General features: G+C 74.7%; 20 protein-coding genes. 12 read left to right on the top strand and 8 right to left on the bottom strand.

Annotated elements, in window-relative coordinates:
* Nucleotides 1-338 precede the first annotated feature (338 nt).
* Together R4Z63_RS16600 and R4Z63_RS16595 are read left to right on the top strand one after the other, a co-directional pair.
* Complete coding sequence (locus R4Z63_RS16600) at nucleotides 339-902, top strand: DUF8746 domain-containing protein (protein ID WP_384452524.1); 564 nt, start codon at nucleotides 339-341, stop codon at nucleotides 900-902.
* Nucleotides 899-1693 (top strand): hypothetical protein, encoded by a 795-nt coding sequence (locus R4Z63_RS16595; RefSeq protein ID WP_384452527.1) that lies wholly within the window; start codon nucleotides 899-901, stop codon nucleotides 1691-1693. Before R4Z63_RS16600 ends, R4Z63_RS16595 begins: the two co-directional genes overlap by 4 nt.
* A 300-nt stretch (nucleotides 1694-1993) precedes the next feature.
* Here the strand turns inward: R4Z63_RS16595 and R4Z63_RS16590 are convergent, their stop codons facing one another.
* From R4Z63_RS16590 to R4Z63_RS16570, 5 genes are all read right to left on the bottom strand, one after another.
* A complete protein-coding gene (locus R4Z63_RS16590) occupies nucleotides 1994-2947 on the bottom strand; it encodes a sigma-70 family RNA polymerase sigma factor (RefSeq protein ID WP_384452530.1) in 954 nt (317 codons plus the stop codon).
* Nucleotides 2948-2961: 14 nt separating this feature from the next.
* A complete protein-coding gene (locus R4Z63_RS16585; protein ID WP_384452533.1) occupies nucleotides 2962-4014 on the bottom strand; it encodes an ABC transporter permease in 1053 nt (350 codons plus the stop codon).
* Nucleotides 4015-4192: 178 nt separating this feature from the next.
* The gene (locus R4Z63_RS16580) at nucleotides 4193-5401 is read right to left on the bottom strand and encodes an NAD(P)/FAD-dependent oxidoreductase (protein WP_384452536.1); all 1209 of its coding nucleotides are present in this window, start codon (nucleotides 5399-5401) and stop codon (nucleotides 4193-4195) included.
* Between the two features lie 258 nt (nucleotides 5402-5659).
* Entirely contained in the window at nucleotides 5660-6277 is a 618-nt protein-coding gene (locus R4Z63_RS16575) for a dihydrofolate reductase family protein (protein ID WP_384452539.1), read from the bottom strand.
* Nucleotides 6274-7077, bottom strand: a complete 804-nt coding sequence (locus R4Z63_RS16570; protein WP_384452542.1) for an alpha/beta fold hydrolase — start codon at nucleotides 7075-7077, stop codon at nucleotides 6274-6276. Before R4Z63_RS16570 ends, R4Z63_RS16575 begins: the two co-directional genes overlap by 4 nt.
* A 133-nt stretch (nucleotides 7078-7210) precedes the next feature.
* Between R4Z63_RS16570 and R4Z63_RS16565 the strand changes: the two genes are divergently transcribed.
* From R4Z63_RS16565 to R4Z63_RS16555, 3 genes are all read left to right on the top strand, one after another.
* Nucleotides 7211-7861, top strand: coding sequence for a TetR/AcrR family transcriptional regulator (locus R4Z63_RS16565; RefSeq protein ID WP_384452545.1), 651 nt, complete (start codon nucleotides 7211-7213; stop codon nucleotides 7859-7861).
* A gap of 93 nt (nucleotides 7862-7954) precedes the next feature.
* A complete protein-coding gene (locus R4Z63_RS16560; protein WP_491522557.1) occupies nucleotides 7955-8530 on the top strand; it encodes a hypothetical protein in 576 nt (191 codons plus the stop codon).
* A gap of 601 nt (nucleotides 8531-9131) precedes the next feature.
* Nucleotides 9132-11282 carry an ATP-binding SpoIIE family protein phosphatase gene (locus tag R4Z63_RS16555; protein ID WP_384452550.1) on the top strand — a complete coding sequence of 717 codons (2151 nt, stop codon included), beginning with the start codon at nucleotides 9132-9134 and terminating at the stop codon, nucleotides 11280-11282.
* Between the two features lie 32 nt (nucleotides 11283-11314).
* Here the strand turns inward: R4Z63_RS16555 and R4Z63_RS16550 are convergent, their stop codons facing one another.
* The 3 genes from R4Z63_RS16550 to R4Z63_RS16540 all read right to left on the bottom strand — a co-directional run bounded on the left by R4Z63_RS16550 (nucleotide 11315) and on the right by R4Z63_RS16540 (nucleotide 14880).
* Nucleotides 11315-12529 (bottom strand): peptidoglycan-binding domain-containing protein, encoded by a 1215-nt coding sequence (locus R4Z63_RS16550; RefSeq protein ID WP_384452553.1) that lies wholly within the window; start codon nucleotides 12527-12529, stop codon nucleotides 11315-11317.
* A gap of 158 nt (nucleotides 12530-12687) precedes the next feature.
* On the bottom strand, nucleotides 12688-13107 hold the full coding sequence (locus R4Z63_RS16545) for a hypothetical protein (RefSeq protein WP_384452556.1): 420 nt from the start codon (nucleotides 13105-13107) through the stop codon (nucleotides 12688-12690).
* Between the two features lie 159 nt (nucleotides 13108-13266).
* Nucleotides 13267-14880: a sigma-70 family RNA polymerase sigma factor gene (locus tag R4Z63_RS16540; RefSeq protein WP_384452559.1), complete on the bottom strand. Its 1614-nt coding sequence runs from the start codon at nucleotides 14878-14880 to the stop codon at nucleotides 13267-13269.
* Nucleotides 14881-15748: 868 nt separating this feature from the next.
* Between R4Z63_RS16540 and R4Z63_RS16535 the strand changes: the two genes are divergently transcribed.
* From R4Z63_RS16535 to R4Z63_RS16505, 7 genes are all read left to right on the top strand, one after another.
* Nucleotides 15749-17818 (top strand): SpoIIE family protein phosphatase, encoded by a 2070-nt coding sequence (locus R4Z63_RS16535; protein ID WP_384452562.1) that lies wholly within the window; start codon nucleotides 15749-15751, stop codon nucleotides 17816-17818.
* A 268-nt stretch (nucleotides 17819-18086) separates the two neighbouring features.
* Complete coding sequence (locus R4Z63_RS16530; RefSeq protein WP_037920686.1) at nucleotides 18087-18833, top strand: VOC family protein; 747 nt, start codon at nucleotides 18087-18089, stop codon at nucleotides 18831-18833.
* A gap of 116 nt (nucleotides 18834-18949) precedes the next feature.
* Nucleotides 18950-20650, top strand: coding sequence for a sensor histidine kinase (locus R4Z63_RS16525; RefSeq protein ID WP_384452565.1), 1701 nt, complete (start codon nucleotides 18950-18952; stop codon nucleotides 20648-20650).
* Nucleotides 20651-20742: 92 nt separating this feature from the next.
* Nucleotides 20743-21375, top strand: coding sequence for a response regulator (locus R4Z63_RS16520; protein ID WP_384452614.1), 633 nt, complete (start codon nucleotides 20743-20745; stop codon nucleotides 21373-21375).
* 224 nt (nucleotides 21376-21599) lie between these two features.
* The gene (locus R4Z63_RS16515) at nucleotides 21600-22406 is read left to right on the top strand and encodes an ABC transporter ATP-binding protein (protein ID WP_384452568.1); all 807 of its coding nucleotides are present in this window, start codon (nucleotides 21600-21602) and stop codon (nucleotides 22404-22406) included.
* Nucleotides 22407-22469: 63 nt separating this feature from the next.
* Entirely contained in the window at nucleotides 22470-25034 is a 2565-nt protein-coding gene (locus R4Z63_RS16510; protein WP_384452571.1) for an ABC transporter permease, read from the top strand.
* A 125-nt stretch (nucleotides 25035-25159) separates the two neighbouring features.
* Complete coding sequence (locus R4Z63_RS16505; protein ID WP_384452574.1) at nucleotides 25160-26545, top strand: hypothetical protein; 1386 nt, start codon at nucleotides 25160-25162, stop codon at nucleotides 26543-26545.
* The last annotated feature ends 65 nt before the right edge of the window (nucleotides 26546-26610 follow it).

Here is a 26610-nt window from a genome sequence, read left to right as displayed (position 1 = left end):
ACGGGTGCCGGCAGGCGGTCCGGCGGCCACCGTCCCATGGCCCCGGCTCGCCCCGTGGCCTTGCGCGCCTGACCGCTCCGGGCCCGGGCCCGGGCAGCCTTGGCGCGTGATCGAGGGATGCAACCGCATTCCGGTCACGGCCGACGACGGCGTACGGCGCGCACTCCGGCGGCCCGCACAGCCGCCCTCCCCTCCGCGCGAACCGTGCTCACGTCCGGCACGCATTACCGGTCGTAATCCCCAACGCAACCGGCCTGAACTCTTCCCATCTGGGAATATGCACCGGAATCGTTCTGGGCTACACCAGCATGGACCCGGCGGGCGGAGGCGACGCCTGGGTGAGCACCGACGGCCAGGCGGCCGACACCGCCTTCGCCGACTCGTTCGGGCCCATCGTGCTCCGCAATGTGGGAGCCGCGATGCTGATGTTCTCCGGAGTGCTGACAGCGGGGTCCACCGTCGTGGCCCTCGGTCTGATGGCGGCGTACATCGGTGCCACCTTCGGATCGGCGGCCCATGCCGTGGGATTCCAGGAAGCGCTGGGCTCCATCGTCCTCTACGCGCCCCTCATCGGCCGGGGGCGGCTCATCGCCGACCTGCCGCTGACCGAGTTCATCCACTCCTTCGAGCTCGATGCCGTCCTCACGCGCACCGCCGACGCGGACGGGCTGGCCCGGGCCATGGCGGAGGCGGGCGGCACGGTGCTGGAGCGGGAGGCCGAACTCGTCGTCGTACGCGGGCTGTCCCAGCGCCGCATCGCCGAGATCGCTCTGGATCACCGCATCCTCGTGTACGAGCTGATCGCCCGTACCTCCACGCTGGAGGCCGCGTATCTGCGCGCCTCGGCAGAACAGACCGACTACGACGCCGGGCAGGTCGTCGGGGACATGGTGACGGCATGACGACAGCTCTCGCTTACGAGTGGTGGCGGCTGAGGACCCTGCGCAGCACCTGGTGGACGGCCGCCGCCACGCTGGTCGTCACCGCCCTGCTGGCCCTGGCCTTCGGCAGCCTGATCAAGGACATGTCAGCGGATCAAGGGCATCCGGTACCGGTCTCCGAGCTCCTCGTGATCATGCTGACGAAGTCTCCGCTGACACCGGTGATCGCCGGAACGCTCGGGGTCTTCGCCATGGGCCACGAGTACCGGTACGGCACGATCCGCACAACGCTCGCCCTGACTCCGCGCCGCACGGTGGCCTTCGGCGCCAAAGCCGCGTCGATCGCCGCCTTCAGCGGGCTGCTGGCTCTGGCCAACCTTGCCGCGGCGTGGGCCGTAGCCGTGCCACTGCTGGCGGGCGACTCCATGGACGGGGTCTCCGCAGCGCTCCTGGTGCGCGTCCATGTCGGCCAGGTGCTGCTGATCGTGGGCTGGGGCCTGGCGGGCGTCGCGCTGGGCGCGCTCATCCGTTCCCAGACGGCGGCCCTGCTCACCCTGTTGGCCGTCCCCTTCGTGGTGGAGCCGATGCTCCGCGCGGTTCTGACGAACTCCGGCCAACCGGTGCTGGAACGTGCCGGCGCATTCCTGCCCTTCACCGCGGGCGGCGCCATGACCAGCGCCGCGGACACCAGCACCACCCTGCTGGACAGCAGCGCCCAACTGGGCCCGTTCGTGGGCGGAATGGTGTTCCTCGCCTTGATCGCGGCGAAGACAGCGGCAGCGGTGACGGCATTCCAACGGCGCGACGCCTGAGATCGTCCGACCCGGAAGGGTCTCGTCCCGACGCTACCGGGACGAGACCCTTCCTCACGATACGGCGGCCCCGTTCTCGCCAGCGACCCGGCCACCACCCACTTCGCCGGCGCCACGCGACCGCGGAGCAGGGGGCGCCTGGTCCGGTGCACTCAGCCGGTCGACCGCGAGCTCGCCAGAGCGCGACCCCCGAGGGCGGTCGCGATCAGCCCCACCAGCAGGCCGCCGGGAGGTCCGGCGTCGGCACCGAGGACGCCGGCAGCACGAAGGCGGGCACGCGGCAGCCCGCATCCGCTCGCGTCACCACTCGGTGATGAGCGGCGCGTCCGGTTCGTGCTGCCGCCAGGCTGCGGTGAGGCGGACGAGCCGGGAGGGCGCGGCGATGCCGCGCACCGTTGCGATCCTGCCGCCCGTGATGTCGAACGTGACGGCACCGACGACCTTGTCTCCGGGCACGAAGAGGATGGCGGGGGCCCCGTTGACGAGCGCGTAGTGGACGGCGGAGACCCCTCCGGCAAGCCGCTGTTTCGCGGGTGTCGAGGTGAAGCCGGCCCGCGCGATGGCGGCGATGCGCTGCGGAGTGTCGTACCGCATCAGCTTCTCGGTCAGGCCCGCGCCGTCGGAGATCGCGGTCGCGTCATCGGTGAGCAGCGCCACCAGCTGTTCGGTACGGCCCGAGGAAGCGGCGGCGAGGAACTCCTCGACGATCCTGCGGGCGGATGCCGGGTCGAGTTCGCCTCCGCCGCGGCGCGCGGTGGTGATGCGGTGCCGGGCGCGGTGGAGGTGCTGCTGGCTTGCGGACTCGGTGATGTCGAGGATCTCGGCGATCTCGGCGTGGCGGTAGGAGAACGCCTCCCGCAGGAGGTAGACGGCCCGCTCGTGCGGTGAGAGGCGCTCCATGAGGGTCAGCATGGCCAGGGAGACCGACTCGCGCTGCTCGAAGGTGTCGGCCGGGCCGAGCATCGGGTCGCCGTCCAGGAGGGGTTCGGGCAGCCAGGCGCCGACGGTGCGTTCGCGGCGGGCCTGTGCCGAGCGGAGCCGGTCGAGGCACAGGTTGGTGGCGACCTTGGTCAGCCATGCTTCCGGCACCCTGATGAGCTGCCGGTCGGCGGCCTGCCAGTGCAGGAACGTATCCTGCACGGCGTCCTCGGCGTCGGCGGCCGAGCCCAGCAGCCGGTACGCCAGCGAGGCCAGCCGATTGCGGCTGGCCTCGAACCGACTGGTGTCGAAGCGGTCGATGGCGGCGCTGTCCACGCGAATCAGCCTAGTTACCGACCACCCGGCTGCGCGACCGCGTTCTCGGCCGGGGCATCCGGCCCGGCGGCCAGACGACGCCGGCGCGGGCGCAGCCCGCCGGTCAGACACAGCGCGACACCGAATCCGAGCCAGGCCGTGAGCACGAGGACGCAGTGGGCGGAGCCGCGACCGTCGAAGAAGGCCGTGGAGCGCAGCAGTTGGCCACCCGCCCCGGGCGGGAGCAGTTGGCCGAGCGCGCCGGACCGGCCGGGCAGCATCTCGGGAGCGGTCGGGGTACCCGACAGGGGATTGCCGATGAGCATCATGGTGGCGGCTCCGAGGCCGAAGCCCGCGAACCCGAGCAGGGCCCCCAGCCCGATGATGCTCAGCGATGTGGCCGCCATGGTCAGGGCGATCGCCGCGGTGTTGGCGGCGTAGGAGCCGCCCAGCGAGCCGAGCCAGAACTGCAGGATCGCTGCCACCGCCAGGCCGCCGGTGATCGCGAAGGAGACCGCCCCGACGGCCTGGCGGGCAGTGCCGCGGACGAGCCTGGTCAGCAGCAGTGCGGCGAGGAGACTGCCCATGACCAGGGGCAGGGCTCCGGCGGCCAGGCCGGCACCGCGCGGGTCGCCGGACGGCATGGGGACGAGGTCGCGGACGGGGGGCGTCTTGGGGGCGCCCTGAGCCTGCGCCTGGCCGAGCCCCGCCGCGACGCCCTGCAGGGTCTGGGCGAGCGCCGTGCTGGCGGCAGAGGCCGTGATGACGTGCGGGGTGCCGGAGGTGGCATCGATCGCGCCGTACACCTCCCGGTCGCGGATCAACCGTTCGGCGGCCGCGGTGTCGGCGACCTCTCGGATCGCGAAGCCGTCCGGCAGGCGTCGGTCCAGGGCGGTGCTGAGCTGCTCGACCGCCGCGGCCGGTCCGGCGACGGCTATCGGCACGTCGTGCGCGTGCGACCGTACCGACGGCCAGGCGAAGGTGGTGAGCAGCACACTGACGATCGCCGTGAGCAGGACGACTGTTCTGGCCACGGTCGGCCAGGACGACGGCCGTGTGTCGGCCGCGCGGGGGACGGGACTACCCATGCTTCCTCCTCGTAGAGACAGTCTTCTTCGCGTGGTGACGGGGGCCGCGGCCGCCCGGCCCGGTGCCGGGATGCCGAGGCCGAACGCCACCACGCCCGGAAGCCACACGGACGGAGTGATCCGCCGTCGGCCTCGAACCCGCCGGTGTCGAAGCGAACGGCGGGGCTGTCGAGGGCGGCTACGCGGCTGCCTTCTCGATGGACTTGTCCGGTACGGCTGCCAGGTGACGCTTGCGCTTGGGCAGGCCGAAGGTCGGGTGCGAGGTGGTCCACAGCGACATCCTGAGGATGCCCGCCTTGATCCGCGCGGCCTTCCGGCCGCCCAGGTACTTCGGCTTCGCCTGCGCTTCGCCGTCGACCATCTGCAGGATCCCGTCCCGCCGCCCGAGGCTGATGTGGTTGCCGTGGTACTCCAGCTTGACGTTCGGAATCTTGCGGCCGGTCAGCCGCCCCACGATCGCGACCGTGGCCTGCATGCCGGTGTAGCCGGCCGAGGCGCAGGACATCGGCAGCGGCCGACCGTTGTCGCCGAGGGCGTAGGCGCTGTCGCCGACGGCGTACACGTGCGGGTGCGACACCGAGCGCATGGTGCGGTCGACGACGACCCGGCCGTCCTCGGTGACGTCGAGGCCGGCCTCGGCGGCGATGAGGCCGACCGCGAACCCGGCCGTCCACACGGTCGCGTCGGACGCCAGCGTGCTGCCGTCGGCGCACAGCACCCACTTCGCCTCGACGGCGCGGACGTCGGTGTGCTCCAGGACGGTGATGCCCAGTCGGTCGCAGGCCTGCCGCAGGTGGCCGCGGGCCCCGGCGGAGAGCGCGGCTCCCAGCTCTCCACGGGCAACCAGCGCCACCGACAGCCCGGGCCTGGATTCGGCGATCTCGGTGGCGGTCTCGATGCCGGTCAGCCCGTCGCCGATGACCACCACCCTCCCGCCTTCGTCCCGCCTGCCCGGGCTGTCCAGGCTGTCCAGGCGTTCGCGCAGGCGCAACGCCGCCGGACGGCTGGTGACGTGGAAGGCGTGCTCGGCCACACCGGGGACGCCGTGGTCGGCGACGTGGCTGCCCAGCGCGTAGACGAGCGTGTCGTAGCCGACCTCACCGCCCCCGTCGGCGTCGGCCACGGCGACGACCCGGCGCTCCGGGTCGATGCCGGTGATCCGGGCCGGGCGCAGGCGTATCCCCGTACCCGCGAACACGTCGGCGAGCTGCGGGGCCTCGATCTGCTGGCCGGCCGCGAGCTGGTGCAGCCGCAGCCGCTGGACGAAGTCCGGCTCGGCGTTGACCACGGTGATCTCGGTGTCCGCCGGGGACAGCCGACGGGCCAGGGTCCCGGCGACGTAGGCCCCTGCGTAGCCGGCTCCGAGGACGGCGATGCGGTGCTTCATGTGCTGCTCCTGTCGGTCGGTTTCGCGTGCTGTCGCCGGCTTGAGCGGAACAGCACCCGGATTGCTGACAGGAATCGCATGTGACGTGAGTCACAGATCGACGGAGGTGCCGCCCTGCGCCTCGACCGCGGCCGGACGGAGGCTGCCAGGCGGTCGCGAACCCGCCCCGCGGCGACGGCCGTCCGAGGGGGAGAAGCACCCCGCGGACGGTCGGCCGTGACGCCGGGACTGCTGCCCGGACCTCACGGACCCGGATCGTCAGGACGCTGCGAACCGGTACGTGAGGTGGGTGACCCGCGGTGAGTCGACCACCCCGGCGGGTTCGAGGCCGAGGGCCGCCGACATCCCGTCGAAGAGCCGGACGCCCGCGCCGAGGACGAGGGGTGCGAGATGGATCTGGAGTTCGTCCAGGAGTCCGGCGTCGATGAACTGCCGTACGGTGTCGGCACCGCCGGAGATCTGGACGTCCTTGCCCCCCGCGGCCCTGCGAGCCCGCTCCAGCGCGCTGCCGATCCCTTCCGTCACGAAGGTGAAGGTGGTGCCGCCCTGCCGCACCCACGGTTCCCGCGGGGTGTGGGTGAGGACGAAGACGGGGGCGCGGAAGGGCGGCGGGTCGGACCAGCCGACCTCCCCTTCGGCGAACATCCGCCGGCCCATGATGTAGGCGCCGGCCCGGTCGAAGTTCGCCCGGACGATGGCGTCGTCCTGATCGGTCTGCCCGCCCTCGGCGTTCTGCCGGGCCCGCCAGCTCTCTACGCCGAAGACCCATTCGTGGATGCGCATTCCGCCGTCCCCGAGCGGGTTGTCGGGGCCGGAGCCGGGACCGGCGATGAAGCCGTCCAGGGACATGCCCAGGCTGGCGAAGACCTTGCTCACGCCTGCTCCCCGAAGCTGAAGAAGCCGGTCAGGACCGGGGCGAGGTGCTTGGGGTCGATGGCGTGCTCCTCGCCGGGGAAGACCCGGAGGGTGAAGTTGTCCTTGAGCGCGGCGAGTTCCCGCGCGCCGGTGAGCATGTGCGGCGGGCCGGCGTCGCCGCTGCCGACGAGAACGGGAACCGTCACGGACTGCCAGCGGTCGGCGGGCAGGGGACGGCCGGACATGGTCTCGCCCATGATCCGGCCGTCGTGCGGCAGGGTCCGGGCGTTGGCCTCCATGCCGGGCCAGAACGGGGCCTGCCGCATGCCGGCGACGGCCTCGGCGGGCACACCCGCGGCCGCGGTCAGGAAGTACGCCGCCGCATCGCCGTACGCCCCCTGTTCCAGCAGCTCCTCCAGCCGGGCGATGTAGTCGGCGGGCAGCGGCGGACGACTGTCGTCGGTGATGAAGGGCGGCTCGTACAGGGCCAGCCGGGTCACGGCGCTGCCCCGGGCGGCGGCCTCCAGCGCCAGTACGGCGCCGGAGGACATGCCGAAGAGCATGGCCTCGCCGCCGGCGTGCCCGATCAGCGCGTCCAGATCCTCTACCTCCCGCTGCACGTCGTACGCCGGGCCGTCGCCGCTGTCGCCGCGCCCGCGGCGGTCGTACGTGATCACCGTGAAGTGCTCGGCGAGGAGACCGGCGAGCTCCGCCGACTCGTGCCGCGTCATGAACGCGCCCCCGACGAGCACCACTGCAGGACCCGAACCCTGCTGCTCGAACGCGATGGCCGTGCCATCGGCCGAGGTGACCTTGCCCATGTGAACCCCCATGCGTAGGCGGCACGGCCGGAGGGCCGCGCCGTTTGGAACTAGACGGTACAGTACCGAAACGAGTACTGGTCAGTCCAGTACTCTTCGGAGGCGGGGATACGGAGTGGAGAGGGAGTCGAAGATGGACGGCCGTTCGGCACGCAAGCACCAGGCGATCCTGGATGCCGCAACCACCGTGTTCCTGGACAAGGGGTACTCGGGGACGAGCATGGACGACATCGCGAAACTGGCGGCGGTCTCCAAGCAGACCGTCTACAAGCACTTCGCGGACAAGGAAAAGCTCTTCGCCGAGATCGTCATGGCCACCACCGACCGCATCGACGGCATGATCGACCTCGTGGCCGACGTACCCGCCGACGCCGAAACCCTGGACGAGAACCTGACCCGCCTCGCCCGCCGATTCCTGACGACCCTCACCCAGCCCGGGGTCATCCAGCTGCGTCGGCTGATCATCGCCAACGCCGACACCTTCCCCGCGCTGGGAGCCGCCTGGTACGAGCACGGGTTCGAGCGGGTCCTGGCCACCCTGGCGGCCACCTTCGAGCGCCTGACCGGCCAGGGGGCGCTCAGGACCGACGACCCCGTGCTGGCCGCCCACCACTTCGCCGGACTGCTGCTGTGGATCCCCGTGAACCAGGCCATGTTCCACGGTGGCGCCCGGCACACGGAGGCCGACCTCGACCTCTACGCGACGGCCGGCGTCCGCACCTTCCTCGCCGCGTACCGGGCGCCGGGCCCGGCGCAGCCCGTGGGCGACGGCGGACCGGCCTGACGGCCGGGCACTTCGGCCCCTCGTGGCCTCCGGGCGCCGGGCCGGGCGGCATGTGTGAGACTCCTCTCAACGATCACTCGGGGGGGGATGGCGTTGAACGCGCTGTTGAAGAGGGTGTGGATCGGGCTGGCCGTGGCCCTGATCGGGAGTCTGGCCGCCGCGGCCTTTCCGGACCTCATCCGGAGGGACGACACCGGGCGCATCCGCCTGGGGGCGCCCGCGCCGTCGCCGTCCGCGTCGGCGCCCACGCCGGAGTCCGCGTCGCCGCCCCTGCCACGGGACGCCGTGGACGAGGCGATTCAGACCGCGATCGGCGCGGCGGGCCTCGACCCCGCGCAGGGCCGGCCGCTCGGCCCGACCGGCGCCGACTCGGACAGGACCGGCTGGACGGCCGTCCGCGAACGGACCTCCGCGGTGTCGGAGATGAACGCGATCTGCGCCGACCTGGAACGGCAGGGCTGGACGCCGAACCCGAACGGCGACCGCCCCGACCTGTCCCGCAGCTACCGGCGCGGGAGCTGGTCCCTGCTGGTGAGCACGCGCGGGAAGACCCTGGCGCCGTCCACCACCTCCGCCCTGACCGACTCGCAGACGTACCTGACCGTGGTCGGGTTCCGGCTCAACCTGTCCGACATCCCCCTCCCCGAGATCACGGTCCGCCTCGGCTGACCCGCACGGAGAAGCCCGCGCCGCCCTCGCGGGACCCCGCCCCGGCGCCCGGGGCCGGCCAGGGCGGGGTCCCGCCGGCACTCCCCCGGCCACGGACCATCGTGCGGCGGGGCGCGATGCGGGAGCGGCGGACGGGACGCGGCGGGACGCGGCGGTGCGCGGTGAGCAGGTCGGTCATGGCGGGGCCTTCCGCGCTTCGTCGTGGTCACCCGTATGACCGACGACGAGGAGGGCGGTCATCGCCCCCGTCCCTGCGCAGGCCGGGAGGGCTTCCGCGGCCCGTTCGGGCCTGCCAGGACCCGGAGGAGCATGATCGCCCTGCGGCAGGGTGCGCGCGGGCCCGGCCCTCGCCTCCGGGCGGGCAGGGCGCCGGCGGGCCGCCTGCCGAGCCGGTCCGGCGCATCATGGACGGGGAGGCGGTGCGCCGCACGGGCGCATCATCGTCGACGCGCGGAACAGCCACGTTCCCGTCGGTTCCGCGCCCGTACCGGTGTGCCGGTGAGCGGAGATCAGCACCATGTCAGCTGCCGACCGGGAGGCCGTTCCCGAGGGCGTTCGGCCGTCTGCCGCCCCAGGCGGCGCGGCGTCGTACGGGAGGCCGATGAGCCAGGCGATCCGCGACGCGCTCGTCGAGCTGGACGCCGTCACCGGCATCGTCTACCTGCTGGACCGGGGCCGTCGCCGACTGCGGGCCACCCTGATCGGCGGCTCCCCTCCGGTGATCTTCACCATGCCCGAGCAGATCCCGGTCGACGCTCCCTACGCCTCGGCGAGGGCGTGGCGGACCGGCACGGTCGTGGTCATCGGAGAGCCCGAGACAAGGCCCGACGACCCGGGGCTCGCGCGGCTGGTCCCCTTCCCCTATTCGGTGATGTCCACCCCGCTGTCGGGCGGCGGCCACCGGTTCGGCGCCCTGACCGTCGTGCGGCTCCCCACTCGTGACGGCACCCTGAGCATTCCGCAGCGCCGCAAGCTCCGCGCCATCGGCGACCGGCTGGCCGCCCGTCTGACGGCGGGCACGGCAGGCGGCGGTCCGCCGGACCCCCCGGATCGCCCGGTGGTCTTCTCCGTCGATTCCGTTCCGCCGCCGAGCGACGGCGAGCCGTCGGGCGGCTGGGGACTGCCCGGGATCCCCGGTTCGTACGAGACCACCCTCATGTACCAGCTGCACAAGCTGTCCGAAGCGCTCAACAAGGCCGCGGACATGGATGCCGTGGCCGACGTGGCCCGGACCGGCATCATGGCGCCCTATCGGGCCGGGTCCCTCGTCATCACCGGGTTCGGAGGCGGACGGCTCTGGGTCACGGCTCACCACGGCACCGCCGCCGGCTCCCTCCGCTCGGTCCACGGAGCCTCCGCCGAGGCGCCGTCCCCCTACGCGGACACGCTGCGCGGCAGGGACCTTCGGCTCTTCTCCGACCGCGCCGAACTCCTCGCCGCCTATCCCGACGCGCCCGACGACGGCTGCCGCGCCTGGGCCTTCCTTCCCCTGCGCGCAGGCGACACCCCGGTGGGGGTGTGCGCCCTCGGCTTCCCGGCCGAGCGCCACTTCACGCCGGAGGAACAGGCGACGGCGATGATGATGGCGAGCCTGCTCGCCCAAGCCCTGGAGCGCGTCCGGCTCGGGGAGAAGAAGCACGCCATCGCCGAGAGCGTCCAGAAATGGCTGCTCCCGCGCATCCTGGGCGACCTGCCGGACATCGTCACGACCGCGCGATACCTGCCGGCCGCCTCGGCCTCCGGGATCGGCGGCGACTGGTACGACGTCATCGCCCTGCCGGACAGCCGGATCTGCCTGATCGTCGGCGACGTCGAGGGCCACAAGGTGGAGAGCGCGATGCTGATGGGACAGCTGCGCAGCGCGATGCTCGCCTACGCCCGCGAGGAGCACGGCCCGGCAGCGGTGCTCAGCCGGACCGGGGACCTGCTCGCCGCGCTGGAGACCGACCTGCTGGCGACATGCTGCCTCGTCCGGGTGGACGCCGCGCAGGGAACGGCCGAGGTCGCCTCGGCCGGCCATCCCCCACCGCTCCTGCGGCGTCCCGACGGCAGCCTCGACACCCCGGACGTGCCCGTCGACGTGCCCTTGGGGGTCCACTCCGGCGTGGCGTACCGGAGCGTCGAATTCCTTCTCGAACCGGGCACTCTGCTCCTGCTCTACACCGACGGCCTCACCAGTGCCCGGGACGCCGACCTGATGCCCCGGGTCCGGGAACTGCTGGCGGCCGGGCCTCCCGCCACCGAACACAACCTGGAAGGCCTCGCGGACCGGCTGGTCGCCGCCCTGCCCGCGCCGCCGGAGCGCCGCGACGACATCGCCCTGCTCCTGGCACGCTACGAGGGCGCACTGTCGCGCCACCGGTACCGGTTCGCCCGCATGGAGGTCCGCCGGCACGACCTTCCAGGTGTCCGGGCCGCACGGAGGTTCGTCCGCGAGAGCCTGCACGACTGGGGCCACGGGGACGTCGCGGACGCGCTGGAGCTCATGGCCTCGGAGGTGGTGACCAATGCGCTGATCCATGCCGACAGCCATGTCGACCTGCGCCTGCGCGAGGGCCCGGACCACATCCGGCTGGAGGTGCGCGACTCCGACGTCACTCCGCCCGTCCCGTCGCCGGTCTCCGTGTCCGGCGAGGGGAACGCCCGGGCCGAGCACGGACGCGGCCTGCTCATCGTGGAGAGTCTGGCGAGCGCGTGGGGTACCTCGCCCAGTGGCCGCGGAAAGACCGTGTGGCTGGAACTGCCGATCTGAGCTGCTCCGCTGCGCCGCGGCCCCGCGGGTGGTCACCGGGCATCGACGCCGGGCACCTCCCGCTGGAGGGCGGCCCGGGTCTCCGGCCCGTACGAGCCGCGCGGATCTCCGGTGAGGCGGCGGCTGCTCTGGTAGGCGGCGACCGCGTCGGTCAGCCGCTGGTTGTAGGCGCCGTTCAGACGGCCTTCGTACAGGCCGAGCACCCGTAGCCGGTACTGCAGCTCGGCGACCTCGGGACCGCTCGCACCGCAGCACAGGTCGGGGGGCCGTCGGCTGGGCGACGGAGTCTCGGGCCGGCCGGCGGACGGGCACGGCGCTCCGGGAAGGTGCGGTGTGACGCACCGGGGGGCGGGGCCCTGCTGCGGGGTGGCCGCGGGTCTGGGCGGGGTGACGCCGGGGCGCCCGGACGGCTGCTTCGCGGCATCGGGGGGACCGGCGGCGCCCTCCGTGCCCTCGGCGGCCGGGGTCGCTGGACCGCCGGGGGACGGCGCGGTCGTGGGATCGACGGCGGGCAGCGGGACGGACGTCGGCTCCGACTCCACCCGTTGCGCGGTGGCGCGCGGATCCACCTGTGGGCCGCCGAGCATCGCCGCGCCGACCACCGCCGCCATCACGGCCATCACGGCCATCAGACCCACCGCCCCGGCCGACCGGCGCCTGCCGGCACGCCGGTGCGACGCCGGCCGCCTGCCACGGGTCCGGCGCGGCCCCGGCACGTCCCCGGGTGCGGCGGCCGCGCCGGTGAGGGGGCGCGGGCCGACCGGGGTCAGGATGAGGGTGTCGTCCCCGAGCGGGTGGGGACCGACCGGGGTCAGGATGAGGGTGTCGTCCCCGAGCGGGTACGGACCATCGGGGGCGGGGGGAGTGCCCTGCCCCGCTGAGGACGCGGAACCGGCCGGCGGGTGGAGCGCGGACACCGCCGCGCCGGGGTGCGGCGGGAGCGTGCCGGCGGCGCGGTGTTCCCGCGGCGGACCGTGCTCCGGCCGCAAGGACACGTACGGCTGCATGATCCCCAGCACGCGTCCCGGGGCGTCACCGTGCGCCCCGGCCGGATCCGGTTCGGTCCCGTGCCGGTCCTCGGCAGCGGCCGGGGGCCCGTGTTGCGCCGCGCCGACGTAGGGGCGCACCCAGGTGCGGGCGAACGGTTCGCGGTCGCCGGGCGCGGTCGCCCCGCTTCCGGGGCAGGGACAGTCCGTGCCCCGGGTCGCTCGGGTGGCGCCGCAGCGTGGGCAGGTCGACGGGGACACGTGCGTACATCCTCTTCTCGGAGGCCCTTCGGACGGGCCTCGCCGAACGTGCGGCCGTCGTTCTGGGCGGGCCGCACGGCGTGCCACCGGCCCGGAAGCCGGCCTGGGGCCGGATCCGGCTCCGCGCGGGGCGGCCCGGCACGGCCGGATCTAGGGGGTCAGCGGCCGGTGCGCCGGTGGCGGCCGCCCCGCAGCAGGAAGAAGCAGAGGAGGAGCAGGGAGGAGGCGGCGACTGCCGTGCTCAGCACGGTGGCGGTGGCGCCGGCGTCGTCGGCGGCCGGGCGCGCGCCGTCCGCGCCGCGGGCGTCTGCGGTGCGGGCGTCTGCGGTGCGGGCGTCCGCGGTGCGGGCGTCCGCGGCGCGCGATGTCCCGTCCTGCGGAGAGCCGGGCCCGCCGTGTCCCGCGCCGGCCCGGGTGAGGGATCCGGTGGCGGCGGACGCGGGTCCGGCCGACCCGCGCAGGACGCCGTTCTCCCGCACGCCGTCCGCGGCGGTCGGCAGGGCCACCGCACTCGTGCCCGCGAACAGCGTCGCCGACACGGCCACCGCTCCGGCAAGCCGATTCAGGCTGAGTCCCATGATGCTCCGCACTCCGTTGGACCGTTGCTCCTCACGAGCAGAGAGCGGCGCGTGCCGCCGGACCTCCCGGCGCTTTGCGGATTCTTTACCCGTGGGAGTCCGGCGCGCGGTGCGCCTGCCGGGGCGCGGGAGGACCGGCGGAGCCGCCGTCCGGCGGGTTCACCAGTCGGTACGGAAGTGCAGGGACGGCGAGAGGTAGTAGTGGGGACTCGTCGCGATCAGCGGGTCGTGCGCCTCCCCCCGGGCGGCGGGAGCCCACTGCTTGAGGCCGAGGTACATGTTGTCGCTGGTGAAGATGCCCGCGGTGCCCTTGTCGTCGTGCCGGTTGATGCTCCAGACCTGCAGCGGGTTGGTGGCGTCGCAGAGGGCCTGCCGCACCGGCGCGCCGCTCGCGGTGCTGCCGGTGTGGGTCAGGCACATGCCGGTGCCCCCGTTGCGCAGCATCACCCGACGGCGCTTCTCCTGCGCGATCACGTCCCACTCCTGGTACGCGGCGCCCGTGCACGCCGCCTCCCGCGGCTGTACTCCCGCCTGCCCGCTGCCCCCCGGGATCTCCATGCACATCCCCGTCGCGTCGATCCGCAGCCGGGTGCGTTCGCCGGGGCCGGCGGGCGCGACGACGGCGGCGGCGGCCTGTGCGGTCCGCGCGAGGGGGATGCTCGGCACGGCCGAGGGGGAGGAGCCGGGGGCGGGGCTGCGGGTGGCCTCGGGAGTGGCGGCGGGTCCCGCCGTCCTCGTTGGCAGCGACGGCCCGGACGTCTCGCGGACGACCGGCGGAGCGGCCCTCCTGGTGTCGGCCCCTTCCGGGACGACGACGTAGGCCAGGGCGCCGATCGCCGTCGCGGCCGCCAGTGAAACGGCGACGAGCTTCGCGGCGGGGAGTCCGGCGGCCGCGCCCGAGCCACCGGCAGCCGCGCCCGAGCCACCGGCGGCCGCGCCCGCACCTCCCGCGGCGGCGGCCGTGACGGCGTACGAGGAGAGGTACTTCTCGGCGCCCCACAGCAGCACGGCGCCGGGCAGCACCACGCGCAGCCGGGAGTTGATCTCCGTCAGGTCGTGGAACGCCTTGCGGCAGGAACCGCAGTCGCCCAGGTGGCGGTCCAGTCGTCGCCCGGCGGTGCGTCGGCCCCGGCGCACCGCCGCGGCCATCAAGGGGCTGTGACGGCGGCATTCGTGCGATGCCCGGGGGCCGTGGGCGTGCTCCGAGAGGTAGGCCTCGCGCAGCCCCTCCCGGGCCCGCTCCGCAAGGGACCACACGCCACTGGCGCTCAGGCCCATCATGGCGCCGACCCGCTGGGCGCTCTCCTCCTCCACCAGCGTGTGCCACAGCACGGCCTGCCAGCGTTCGGGCAGCGCGCGGAAGCCGCGCAGGACCAGGTCGTCCTCCTCACCGCGCAGGGCGAACTCCTCACCGCCCCCGGTGTGCGGTACGGCCTGCTCCCAGCGTTCGACGTCCTCGGTCAGCTCGGCCCGACGGGCCGTGTCGGCCCAGGCCATGGCCGTACGCCGGACGACGGTCAGCAGATACGGCCGCCAGGGCCCCGTCGGCCCCCCGCCCGACCGCACCGCCTCCAGCGTCTTCGCGAACGCCTCGGCCGCAAGGTCCTCGGCGGTGTGCGCGTCGCGGCAGCAGGTGCGCGCGTACGCCAGCACGGCGGACCGATGGCGGGCGTACAGCTCCGCCATCGCCCGTTCCTCCGCACCGCCGCGTATCGACTCCGCCAGTTCCTCGTCCGACCGCTCGGCGACGGACAGCCCCGCGTACTCAGTCATTGGTGCTCCTGAAATCGGGCCGGACGGCGCAGTGCGTGGTGCTCCGGGAGGACCGGGCGGCAGCCCCGCGCAGGAGGCTCGGCGGCAGCTCGATTCCGTTGCGCCCTACCGGAATCCAGAGCTCCGGCAGGCGTCGTCCGACGAGAATAGACGTACGTTCCATGGGTGGGGCGTCCGCGATGTTCCGAGGGCGCCGAAGGGGGTGTGACGGCGGGTGCGGTGCGGTTCCGCCGCCGTTCGGCCGAACGCCGTCGGCCCCGCCCCGCGCGGGGCGGTCTCGCAGAGAGCCTCGGCCGCACTGGGGCCGAGGATCCGGCGCGCGGGCGATCGGGGGCGATCACCCGGTCCGGGGGCCCGCCCTCCGGCGCCGGACCAGCACGGTCCCATCCGCCGTCGTCCATGTGCTTCCTCAACCTTCTTCTCGCGAGGCGTTCAACTGGACCGATGCGCTCCGCTCCACCCCCTCCCGCGGCGTTACCGAACCGTTATCCACATGCGAGCGGGGCGACCCTCCGGAGGCGGGACGGGGCCGCCCGCGCCGACGGGGGACGCCGCGCGTCCGCAAGCTGCCACCCCGCGTACGCGTGCGTACTGTGTTCATATGGGCGGAATCATGCGGATTCATCACCTATGGCGCCGCCGCGGTGGCGGTCGGTCCGGGCACGGAAGGCCGCGGGGCGGTCGGTGAGCGGGACGAAACCGACGAAGCGGGCCACAGGCGTCGGCCGGGGCCCGTGCGCAGCGGGGCCGGACGTCGGCACGGAGGAGGCGGAGGAGGCTCCCCGCCTCGCGTGCGCGGACCGGTCACCGTGAGAACCGGGTGGTGATGATGCGATCGTCGTTCCGTGCCCCAGGACCCGGCGCCGGTATGGAGCAGGTGGAAGCCCTCATGGCCGACGTGGTGCGCGAGACCGGCGCATCGGCCGGCCTGCTGTACCTCCTGCCGCCCGGCGGCCGGCTGCTGTGGCTCACCCTGCTGTCCGGTGTGTCCCGGCAGATCGCCGCGCCGTGGTCCCGCTCCTCGGTCGACGCGGCCACCCCGGTCACGGACGCCATGCGCCAACGCCGGCCGATCTGGCTGGAGAGCGGCGAGCAGGTGGCGCGCCGTTACCCGCAACTGGGCATCGTCCTCCCCTACGACTTCGCGCTCGCCGCGGTTCCCTTCCTCAGCGGCACTCGGGCGTGGGGCGGCCTCGCGCTGGTGTGGCCCGTCGAACAGCCTCCGCACCTGAGCAGCCGCCTGCGCGCGACCGTCACCGCGTGCTGCCGGCGCACGGCACTCGTCCTGGAGCGGGCCGCCGCCCAGGGGGACCCGCTGCTGCCTCCCGAGGAACCCCGCTACCTTCCGGCACCGCCCGAGGCGGCCGACCCCGACCGGGCCGCGGCCGCACTCGGGTTCACCGAACGCCTGCCCCTCGGCTGCTGCGCACTGGACCTGGAGGGCCGGCTCACCTTCCTCAACTCCGCGGGCGCCGATCTGGTGGGCGCCGATGCCGCCTCCCTCAGGGGGCTCCGGCCGTGGGAAGCAGTGCCGTGGCTGCACGTACCGGTCAGCGAGGAGAGCTACCGCGCGGCGGTGGTCACCCGCCGGCCCACCTCGTTCACCGCGGTGCGCCCCCCGGACCGGCCCCTGCTCTTCCAGCTCTACCCCGACGACAGCGGCATCAGCGTCCACATCACACCCGCCCCGCGGCGGACGGCCGCCTCACCGGCCCCGCCGTCCGACGAGTCGCTCGGCGCCCTCGGGCTGTACCACCTCACCCACCTGGCGGCTGCCCTCGCCGAGGCCGCCAGCGTCAGTGACGTGACCGACGCGGCCGCCGACCAGATCGTGCCCGCCTTCGGCCCGCAGGGCCTGGTCCTCATGGTCGTCGAGGACGGCCGCCTGCACGTCATCGGCCGGCGCGGCTACAGCACGGAGTTCGTCGACCGCCTCGACGGCACGCCCCTGGACTCCCGTACCCCGACGGCGTACGCGCGGGCCACGGGCGAGCCGCTCTTCTTCCCGGACTTCGCCGACTTCCGGCGCGCCTACCCCGGCGCACCCCGCCACGACGCCAGGAACGCATGGGCCTTCCTGCCGCTGACCGCCTCCGGCCGCAACACCGGATGCCTCGTGCTCTCCTATGACCAGCCCCGCCCCTTCCCGCCGGCCGAACGCGCCCTCCTCGCCTCCCTCGCCGGACTGATCGCCCAGGCCCTGGACCGCGCCCGCCTGTACGACGCCCAGCACACCCTCGCCCACACCCTGCAGACCGGCCTGCTTCCCCCCGCGCTGCCCCGGGTCCCCGGCCTCGGCGTCGCCGCCCGCTACCAGTCCGCCCGCCACGGCATGGACATCGGCGGCGACTTCTACGACCTGATCCACACGCCCACCGCCACCACGGCGGCGATCGGCGACGTCCAGGGCCACAACACCGCCGCCGCCGCGCTGATGGGGCAGGTCCGCACCGCCGTCCACGCCCACGCCGCCGCCGGCGCCTCACCCGGAGAACTCCTCGCCCGCACCAACCGCCTCCTGACCGACCTCGACGCGGGACTGTTCACCAGCTGCCTGGTCGTCCGACTCGACCTCGCCCACCAGCGCGCCCGGCTCGCCACCGCCGGACACCCCTCACCGCTGCTGCGCCACCCCGACGGACACACCGAAGTCCTGAACCTGGACCCCGGACTCCTGCTGGGCATCGACCCCGACGCCGACTACCCCACCACCGACATCCCGCTCCCGCCCGGCGCCGTGCTCCTGCTGTACACCGACGGGCTCGTGGAGGTCCCCGGCACCGACATCGACGACACCACCGAAGCCCTCGCCCGACAGCTCGCCCGGACCCCGGTCCACCACCTCGACGACCTCGCCCAGAACCTCCTGCGCCACGCCGGGCACCCCGCCCGCAACCACGACGACATCGCCCTGCTGCTCATCCGCCCCGACCCGTGACGCGGGGCAGGCGGGCAGGTGGGCAGGCGGGCAGCACGAGCGACCGGCCGACCGGCGGCGTACGGGAGGCGTTCCGCCGGGTGGGGTGCCGGTCGCCGTGTCGGCGTGGGCGGCGGCAGTGGCACCACGAGGATGTTGGCCGACGTTTCCCGGGAGCTCCCGCGAGTACCGTGGGAGGGGCATCCGGGGGCCGCACCGGCGGATGGGGATGACAGGCGTGTCGACATCGAGTCACGAAACATTCGGCGCACCCTGCTGGGTCAGCCTCATGGCCCGCGACGTCGGTGCCGCACAGGCCTTCTACAGCGCCGTCCTCGGCTGGCGGTTCGGCGGCGACCGGCTCGGCGAGGGCTTCGCCGTCGGGTTCAGTGACGGGATCCCGGTGGCCGGACTCGGTTCGGTGCCCGCCGGTGTCACGGTCCCCGTCACCTGGACCCCGTACTTCGCCGTCGACGACGCCGACGTCACCGCCTCGCGCATCCTCGAACGCAGCGGGACCGTCGCCGTCGGCCCCCTCGCCTTCGGTACGGGACGCGCGGCGCTCGCCGCCGACCTCGACGGCGCGGTCTTCGGGATCTGGCAGGGCGACGCCATCCCCGACTGGGGCATGGGCGGGGAGGCCGCGCCCGCCTGGCTCGAACTGCGCACCAGGAACGCCTTCGACGCCGCGATCTTCTACGGCGAGGTCCTGGAATGGGCCGGTGCCCACACCGGGTGCTGCGAGGTCGCCTACGTGGAGGAGGACAACCGCATCCTGCTCCGCCACGCGGGCCGCACGGTGGCCCGCCTGCACGGCGGAACGCTCGCCCAGGCACCCGACCCGCACCTGCGGCCGCACTGGCACGTCCACTTCCGGGTGCCCGACCCGGAGACCGCGGTGAAGGCGGCGACCTCCCTGGGCGGCAGCACCGTCTCGGTGGCGGACGCCGGTCCCGGCCCGCACGAGATCACCCTGAGGGACCCGGAGGGCGCGCTGTTCGGGATCGTCGGGCCGGACGTCGCCGTCCCCTTCTGATCGGGCGCCGTCCCCGTCCGCTCCCCCCCGTCCCCCACCCCTCTGCCCTTCGGCAGAGGGGCGGATCGTCCGCGCGGCCCATGCCGGCGCGGAATCCGGCATCGATACTGGTCGGCGTGGGACCCATCAGCCTTTCGCCGCACCCTGCCCGCGGCCGCCCGGTCGCGCGGACGGCCGGTGCGGGCCTCGCCGGCCTGCTCGGCCTGGGCGTGTACGCGGTCGTCGGCCGCCTCGGGTTCCTGCCCCACCCGTCCCTCCAGCTCGCGGTCCTCGCCGTGGGCACCGGGCTCTTCGCGCTACGCCGGCGACTGCCCGGGGCCGTGCTGCTCACGGCGCTCGCCGCGCTGGCCGGAGCGGTGCCGGCCGTCGGGCCGGTGACGGCCGCGGCCGCCTACTGCGTGGCCCGCCGGACGGCCCGGCCGCGGCTGCGGGCCCGGCTGCTGGCCTGCGCCGGGCTCCTCCTGGTGGTCTGCGCGACGGCGGCCGGGCCGTGGCTCGGCCCCGGGTCGGCGGCGTACGGGCTGGCGCTCGGCCTGGCCCTCGCGCCGACCGCCGTGGTCGTCCCGGGCCTGGTGGGCACGGCGCAGGGGCAGCAGGGCCGCCTGGTACGGGCGCTGCGCGAGCGCGGTGACGCGGCCGAACGGGCCCGCCGGCTGGCCGACAGCGAGGCCCGCATCCACGAGCGGTCCCGTATCGCCGCCGAGATGCACGACCTGGTGGGCCACCGGCTCAGCCTGGTGTCGCTGCACGCCGGAGGGCTGGAACTGGCTCTGGAACGGGCCGCGCCGGAGCTGCGCGAGGAAGCCGTCCTGGTGCGGCGCACCACCCGCGACGCCATGCGCGAGCTGCGCCAGGCCCTCGGCGTGCTCGGGCCGCTCGGCCGCGACACCGGGCCCGATCCGCTCACCGACGCCACCGGCACGCGCACCGACATCGAGGCGCTGGTCGCACAGTCGCGCGACGGGGGGATCGCGGTACGGCTCGACTGGACGGGACCGGACCTCGACGCCCGCCCCGCACCGGTCCGGCGGGCGGTGCACCGCGTCGTACGGGAGGGCCTGACGAACGTGCACCGCTACGCGCCGGACGCGCACGTCACCGTGGCGGTCCGGCACGGCGGCGGGCAGGTGCGGGTCGGTGTGCGCAACGGGGCGCGCCCCGGGCCGCCGGCGCCCGTGGCGGAAGCAGGCACCGGGCGCGGCCTGACCGGACTGCGCGAGCGGGTCGAACTGCTCGGCGGGACGTTCGAAGCCGCCGCGCTGCCGTCCGGCGGTTTCCGGGTGGCGGCGGCCCTGCCGGCCGAGCCCGCGGGCGGCCCCGCCTCCGGGCGCACCGCATCCGCGCCAGACGCCTCCCGGCCACCGTCCACCCTCGAAGCGCCCGTCACCGGACCGCCCGCGGCCGGACCGCCCGCGGCCGGGCCCGACGGGCGCGGGACCGCTGCGTTCCTGACGCTCGGCCTGGGGCTGGCCGCGCTGTCCGCGCTCATGGTCGTCGGGATCGCCTTCGTGTACGCCGCCCAGCCGTCCGGCCGCACCGGGCCCGCCCCGCTGCCGCGCGTCGGCATGACATACGGGGAGGTGTCGGCGCTCGGCGTTCATGACAACGGCGCCGTACGGGCCGCTGCCACCGGCCACGAGCCGCCGCGTCCGGCCGGTGCGGCGGGCTGCCTCTACCCCTTCAACGGCGCCACGGAGCGGCACCCCGGCGGCCTGCTCATCGCCCGCTACTGCTTCGACGCGGCGCAGCGGCTGATCGCCGTCGACCGGTTCGACGTCCCGGCCGTCCGGGACTCCACTCCCTGGGAGATCCCGTGACCGAGCCCGTCCCGCCCACCGGACCCACCGGGCCCGCCCAGCCCGCTCGGCCCCTCCGGCCCGTCCGTGTCCTGCTCGCCGACGACGAGACGATGATCCGGCACGGCGTCCGCCTGATCCTGCGGCACGCGGGTGACATCGACGTCGTCGCCGAGGCCGCCGACGGACGGCAGGCCGTCGCACTGGCCGCCGCCCACCTGCCCGACGTGGCGCTGGTCGACATCCGGATGCCGGTGTGCGACGGTCTGGCCGCGATCGCACCGCTGCTCGCCCTCGATCCCGCGCCGCGCGTGGTGATGCTGACGACCTTCGGCGACGAGGACAACGTCCTGACGGCGCTGCGCGAGGGCGCCGCGGGCTTCCTCCTGAAGGACGAGGGCCCGCAGGAGCTCATCGCCGCGGTACGCGCGGCCGCCGCGGGCGACTCCGTGCTCTCCCCGGGCGTGACGGGGTCGGTGATCGCCCGGATGCTGCGCGGTGGCGGCCGCGACGGCTCCGGGTCCGCACCGGCGCCCGCGGACGAGCGGATCGCGCGGCTCACCGCACGGGAACGAGAGGTCCTCTCGATGCTGGGCGAGGGTCTGTCGAACCAGGACATCGCCGGACGGCTCGGCATCGGGATCGGCACGGTGAAGACGCACGTGGGCGCGATCCTGGAGAAGACCGGCTCGGCGAGCCGGGTGCAGGCGGCCCTCCTCGCCCACCGGACGGGCCTGGCCTCCTGACGGCGGCCCTGCGCCGGCCTCTGCCCGAAGGCGGAGGCGGCCCCGCCCCGGCTGTGCCCGAAGGCAGAGGCGGCGGGCCCCCCGCCTTCCTCGGGACATAGCTCAACTCCCGCCTCCAGCACGATGTCCGCGCAGGTCAGGACGGTGAGCATGGATGCGTCCCCCGGTCCGGCCGCCCTTGTCGGGTGCGGACCGTCGCTCCTCGCACCCGAGGCGGAGTCCCCATGTCTCAGTTCTCTCCTTCCCCCGAACCGGCCGCCCGCGCCACCGGTCTGACCAAGGTGTACGGGAAGGGGGACACCCGGGTCACCGCCCTGGACGCGGTGACGGTCGACTTCGCCCGGGGCAGGTTCACCGCCGTCATGGGCCCCTCCGGATCCGGCAAGTCCACACTGATGCACTGCCTGGCCGGACTGGAAACGGTGACCTCCGGCTCGGCTCGCATCGGCGCCACCGAGCTGTCCTCGCTGAACGACCGGCAGTTGACCGCACTGCGGCGGCACAAGGTGGGCTTCGTCTTCCAGGGGTTCAACCTGCTGCCCACCCTGACCGCACTGGAGAACATCACGCTGCCGCTACGGCTCGCCGGGCGCCGGCCCGACGCCGCCTGGCTGGAGGCCGTCGTCGCCACCGTCGGGCTGGCGGGCCGGCTGGGCCACCGCCCGGCCGAGCTCTCCGGCGGCCAGCAACAGCGGGTGGCGGTGGCGCGGGCGCTCATCTCCCGCCCCGAGATCGTCTTCGCCGACGAGCCGACCGGGAACCTCGACTCGCGCTCCGGCGCCGAGATCCTCGGCTTCCTGCGCGACTGCGTACGGGAGTTGGGGCAGACAGTGGTGATGGTCACCCATGACCCGGCGGCCGCCGCCTCCACGGACCGGGCCCTGTTCCTCGCCGACGGCCACGTCGTCGACGAACTGCACGAGCCGTCCTGCGCCGCCGTCCTCGACCTGATGCTCGGGGTCGAGGACGGGCGCGGGAACGGGGACGGGCGCGGGATGCACCGAGAGGGCGCGGGCCACCGCACCCGCTGACCGGCTCACCGCCCCCCGTCTCCCGGTACCGGCACCCCGCACCCCGCACCCTGAAAGCTCCTCATGCTGCGAACAGTCCTGCGCAACCTGCGCGCGCACACGGCCCGTCTGGCCATGACCGTCCTCGCGGTCTGTCTCGGTGTCGCCCTCGTCTCCGGCACCCTCGTCCTCGCCGACTCCTCCGCCGCCGCCTACCGCGCCGCCGCCTCGAAGAACTTCGCCGGCATCGCGGTGACCGTGACCCCGAAGGACGCCCCGGACGCACCACCCGGCGAAGACCGCACGAGCGTCCTGGACGACGCCCTGGTACGAAAGCTGGCCGGCGTACCGGGTGTCGCCGCCGTACGGCCCGCCGCCGACGGCTCGGCCACCCTGTCCGCCTCGGACGGCACCCCGCTTCGGGCCGGCCGTGCCTGGGCCAACCTCGGCGCCGCCCACCTACCCGGCGCGGACGGCCAGGACAGCCGCTACCCGCTGGTCGAGGGCCGCGCACCACGCACCGGCGGGGAGATCGCCGTGGACCGCGGCACGGCCGCCGCCGGCCGCTTCCGCCTCGGCGACACGATCACCCTGGCCACCGACGGCCCCGTGATGGCCAAGCGGCTCGTGGGCATCGTGACCACGCAGGACACCCGGGTCACCGCGGGCGGCACCCTCGCCCTGTTCGACCGGGCCACCGCCCAGCAGCTGTTCGCCTCACCCGGCCGGTACACCGGGATCGACCTGGCCGCCGCGCCCGGCACGAGCCAGGCCGAACTCTCCGGCCGGGTGGCCTCCGTACTGCCCGCCGGGCGGGCCGAGGCCACCACCGGCGCCGCCCAGGCCGCCGGGCAGGCCCTCTACGTCGGCACCCTGACCCGGGGGCACGCCAAGCTGCCGCTGGTCTTCGCCGGGATCTCGCTGTTCATCGGCTCCTTCCTCATCGTCAACACCTTCACGATGCTGGTGACCCGGCGCACCCGGGAGATCGCGCTGCTGCGGGCGATCGGGGCCTCGCGGCGTCAGGTGACCGGCTCCGTGCTCGCCGAGGCCGCGCTCGTCGGCCTGGTCTCCTCCGCCGCCGGATTCCTGCTCGGCCTCGGGGTCGCGGCCGTACTGCCCGGCCTGCTCAGCACCGCGCAGGACGCGCTGCCCGACGGGCCGCTGGTGATCGGCCCGCGTCCGGTGGCGGCCGCGCTCGGCGTCGGCGTCGGCGTCACGGTGCTCGCCGCATGGCTGCCGTCCCGCAGGGCCGCGAAGGTCGCGCCGGTCGAGGCGATGCGCTCGGCGCACCGGCCGCCGTCCGCGACGCGCTCGCGGCTGCGCGCCGCCGCCGGGCTGGTCCCGCTCGTCCTCGGCGCGGGGCTGCTGGTGTCGCTGAGCGGGGTGAAGGACGCCTCGGTCCGCAACCTCCAGGACGCGATGCTCGCCTGCGGCCTCCTCGTCGTCGCCCTGATCGTGCTCGCGCCGCTGCTCGCCGCGCCGGTGATCCGGCTGGCGGGCCGGGCGGTCGACCGGTTCGGGGCCGTCGGCCGGCTCGCCCGGGAGAACGCGCTGCGCGACCCGCGGCGCACCGCGGCCACCGCGTCCGCCCTGATGGTCAGTACGGCGCTGGTGGCCGGGCTCGCGGTCGTCGGCCACTCCACTGCGCAGGCCCTGGACCGGCAGGCCGCGGCGGGACTCGGCGCCGACTACGTGATCGGCACCCGCACGCCCACCGCGGGCATCGACCCGGACGCCGTCCGGCGGGTGGCCGCCGCCCCCGGGGTGCGGACCGCGGCGGCCGTCGCGGACGTGTCGCTGTTCGTCGGCGGCGGGGTTCGTCGGATCGCCGGGGTGGACCCGGCCGTCGTGGACGCGGTCATCGAGCTGGACTTCGTCGACGGCTCCGCGAAGGGGCTCGGGCCGGGCCGGATCGCCGTCTCCGCCTCCCTCGCCCGGGAGCAGGGCCTCGCCGCCGGCGACCGGGTCGCCGCCCGCATCGGACGCGGCCGGGACCTGACCCCGTACACGGTCGTCGGCGTCTACCAGGACAACCCCGTGGCCGGCGACGCGCTCGGCGACCTCGGCGAGGTGCGGCAGCACGGCGTCCTGCCCGGATCCGCCCAGCGGGTCCTGGTGCGCACGGACGACGGCGCCGCCTCCGACGCCGTGGAGAAGCGGCTGCGCACCGCGGTGGGCGGCAACCCGCTGCTGAAGGTCCAGGACCGGCAGGCACTCGTCCGCGAGGCCGCGGGCAGCGTCGGCGACCTGCTGACCCTGATGTACGGGCTGCTCGCCATCGGCGTCGTGATCAGTGCGCTCGGCATCGTGAACACCCTGGCCATGTCGGTCGCCGAGCGGACCCGGGAGATCGGCGTGCTGCGCGCCATCGGCATGGACCGGGCCGGTGTCCGGCGGATGATCCGGCTGGAGGCCGTGATCGTCGCCGCCTTCGGGACCCTGCTGGGACTGCTGGCCGGCGTGTTCAGCGCCTGGGCCGTCGGCTCGCTGGCCAACGGCGCCATGGCCCACTACGCGCTGGTGGTCCCGTGGGGAACCCTGCTGCTGGTGTGTCTGCTGTCCCTGGCGATCGGCGCGGCGGCCGCCGTCGTCCCCGCCCGACGAGCGGCGGCGCTGAGCCCGCTGCGCGCGGTCTCCGACGCGTAGCAGGCCGAAGGGCCGTCACCTGGAGGGCCCAGCTGAACAGGCGCGTCCCGTGGCGGTCCGGGTCCAATGGCAGGGCGCGGCCTTCCGCCGCGCCCCGTCGCTGCCCAGCCGTCCCCGGGAGTGCCATGAGCGAGCCGTCCCCGTCACCCGGCGACCCGCCCGGGGCGGCGCCGACCACCCCGCCGACCACCCCGCCGGCCGCCCCGCCGGCCGCCCCCGGCGGCGGATCCCGCGGGGGGAGGATCGCGAAGAGCGCCCTCTCGGCCGTGCTGATCACGCTGACGTGCATCCTCGTGCCGGTCTCCCTGCTCACCGTGTGGGTGCACGACATCGTGCTGGACACCAACCGGTACGTCGCCACGGTGCGGCCGCTCGCCTCCAACCCGGCGATCCAGCAGGCCGCCGTCCACCGCATCACGGAGGCCGCCGATGCGAAGGTGGACGGCTCCCGAATCACGGCCGACCTGGCGAAGTGGCTGGAGTCCCAGGGGCTGCCGCCCAGCGTGGGCTCGGCGGTCAAGTTGCTGGGCCCCCAGCTGGACGCGGCCGCCGACCAGGTCGTCTCCGGGGTGGCGACCCGGATCGTGGAGAGCGACCTGTTCGAGGACGTGTGGACGGTGGCCAACCGCACCGCCCACGGCGCCGTGGTGCACGCGCTCACCGGCAAGGGCCGCGGCGCGGTCGGGGTCGACGGCGGCACCGTGACGCTCGATGTCGGGGAGGCCGTCGACAAGGTCAAGGAAGAGCTCGTGGCCGCCGGGGTCTCCCCGGCGGCCAAGATCCCCGAGGTCGACAAGCAGATGGTGCTCTTCCAGAGCGACGAGCTGGGCCGCATCCGGGGCGCGGTGCACCTGCTCGACGTCCTCGGGAACTGGCTTCCCGTCATTACGGTCGTCCTCGGCGCGGCCGGCGTGCTGCTCGCCCGGCGACGGCGCCGGGCCCTGGTGACCACCGCGCTGTGCGCCGCGTTCGCCTGCCTGCTCGTCGCCGTCGCCCTGGTGGTGGGCCGCCACTACTACCTCGACCACCTGCCCGCGGAGGTCCAGTCCCCGGCTGCGGCAGCGGCCGTCTTCGACACGCTGGTGCGCTTCCTGCGGGTCAGTCTGCGGACCGCGATGGTCCTCGGGATCGTCGTGGCGCTCGGCGCCTATCTGTCCGGCGCCGGCCGTCTGCCGCGCGGCGTGCGCGGGCGGGCCGACCGTACGGCCGACTCCGCGGCGCGCTGGGGCGCCGGGCACGGGGTGCACACCGGCACGGCGGGCCGGTGGGTGGAGGCCCACCGCCACGCGCTCACGGTGGGCGTGCTCCTCGCCGTGGCGCTCGTGTTCGCCCTGTGGAACCACCCGACCGTACTGACCGTGCTGCTGCTGGTGCTGATCCTGCTGGTGGTGCTCGCCGTACTGGCCCTGCTGGCGGCCGGCGGCCGGGTCGCCGACGGCACGGAAGGCGGAGCGGCGCCCGCTGCGGGGGCGGCACCGGGACCGGGTGACCGGGGAGCCGGGAGCCGGTGACCGGTCGGCGCGCGGATGAGGCCGGGCAGGTCCCGACCCGGGGCCGGGCGGGACCCGCCCCGGGT

Source organism: Streptomyces sp. PL-29, assembly GCF_058344425.1.
The sequence above is the reverse complement of the archived record's forward strand: the minus strand, read 5'-3'. Positions and strand labels throughout refer to the sequence as shown.

What these genes read in the sequence shown, in the direction of transcription:
- R4Z63_RS16595 (WP_384452527.1), top strand. Translation starts at nt 899, where the DNA reads ATGACGACAGCTCTCGCTTACGAGTGGTGGCGGCTGAGGACCCTGCGC.
- R4Z63_RS16585 (WP_384452533.1), bottom strand. Translation starts at nt 4,014, where the DNA reads ATGGGTAGTCCCGTCCCCCGCGCGGCCGACACACGGCCGTCGTCCTGG.
- R4Z63_RS16580 (WP_384452536.1), bottom strand. Translation starts at nt 5,401, where the DNA reads ATGAAGCACCGCATCGCCGTCCTCGGAGCCGGCTACGCAGGGGCCTAC.
- R4Z63_RS16570 (WP_384452542.1), bottom strand. Translation starts at nt 7,077, where the DNA reads ATGGGCAAGGTCACCTCGGCCGATGGCACGGCCATCGCGTTCGAGCAG.
- R4Z63_RS16565 (WP_384452545.1), top strand. Translation starts at nt 7,211, where the DNA reads ATGGACGGCCGTTCGGCACGCAAGCACCAGGCGATCCTGGATGCCGCA.
- R4Z63_RS16555 (WP_384452550.1), top strand. Translation starts at nt 9,132, where the DNA reads ATGAGCCAGGCGATCCGCGACGCGCTCGTCGAGCTGGACGCCGTCACC.
- R4Z63_RS16545 (WP_384452556.1), bottom strand. Translation starts at nt 13,107, where the DNA reads ATGGGACTCAGCCTGAATCGGCTTGCCGGAGCGGTGGCCGTGTCGGCG.
- R4Z63_RS16540 (WP_384452559.1), bottom strand. Translation starts at nt 14,880, where the DNA reads ATGACTGAGTACGCGGGGCTGTCCGTCGCCGAGCGGTCGGACGAGGAA.
- R4Z63_RS16535 (WP_384452562.1), top strand. Translation starts at nt 15,749, where the DNA reads ATGGAGCAGGTGGAAGCCCTCATGGCCGACGTGGTGCGCGAGACCGGC.
- R4Z63_RS16530 (WP_037920686.1), top strand. Translation starts at nt 18,087, where the DNA reads ATGGCCCGCGACGTCGGTGCCGCACAGGCCTTCTACAGCGCCGTCCTC.
- R4Z63_RS16520 (WP_384452614.1), top strand. Translation starts at nt 20,743, where the DNA reads ATGATCCGGCACGGCGTCCGCCTGATCCTGCGGCACGCGGGTGACATC.
- R4Z63_RS16515 (WP_384452568.1), top strand. Translation starts at nt 21,600, where the DNA reads ATGTCTCAGTTCTCTCCTTCCCCCGAACCGGCCGCCCGCGCCACCGGT.
- R4Z63_RS16510 (WP_384452571.1), top strand. Translation starts at nt 22,470, where the DNA reads ATGCTGCGAACAGTCCTGCGCAACCTGCGCGCGCACACGGCCCGTCTG.
- R4Z63_RS16505 (WP_384452574.1), top strand. Translation starts at nt 25,160, where the DNA reads ATGAGCGAGCCGTCCCCGTCACCCGGCGACCCGCCCGGGGCGGCGCCG.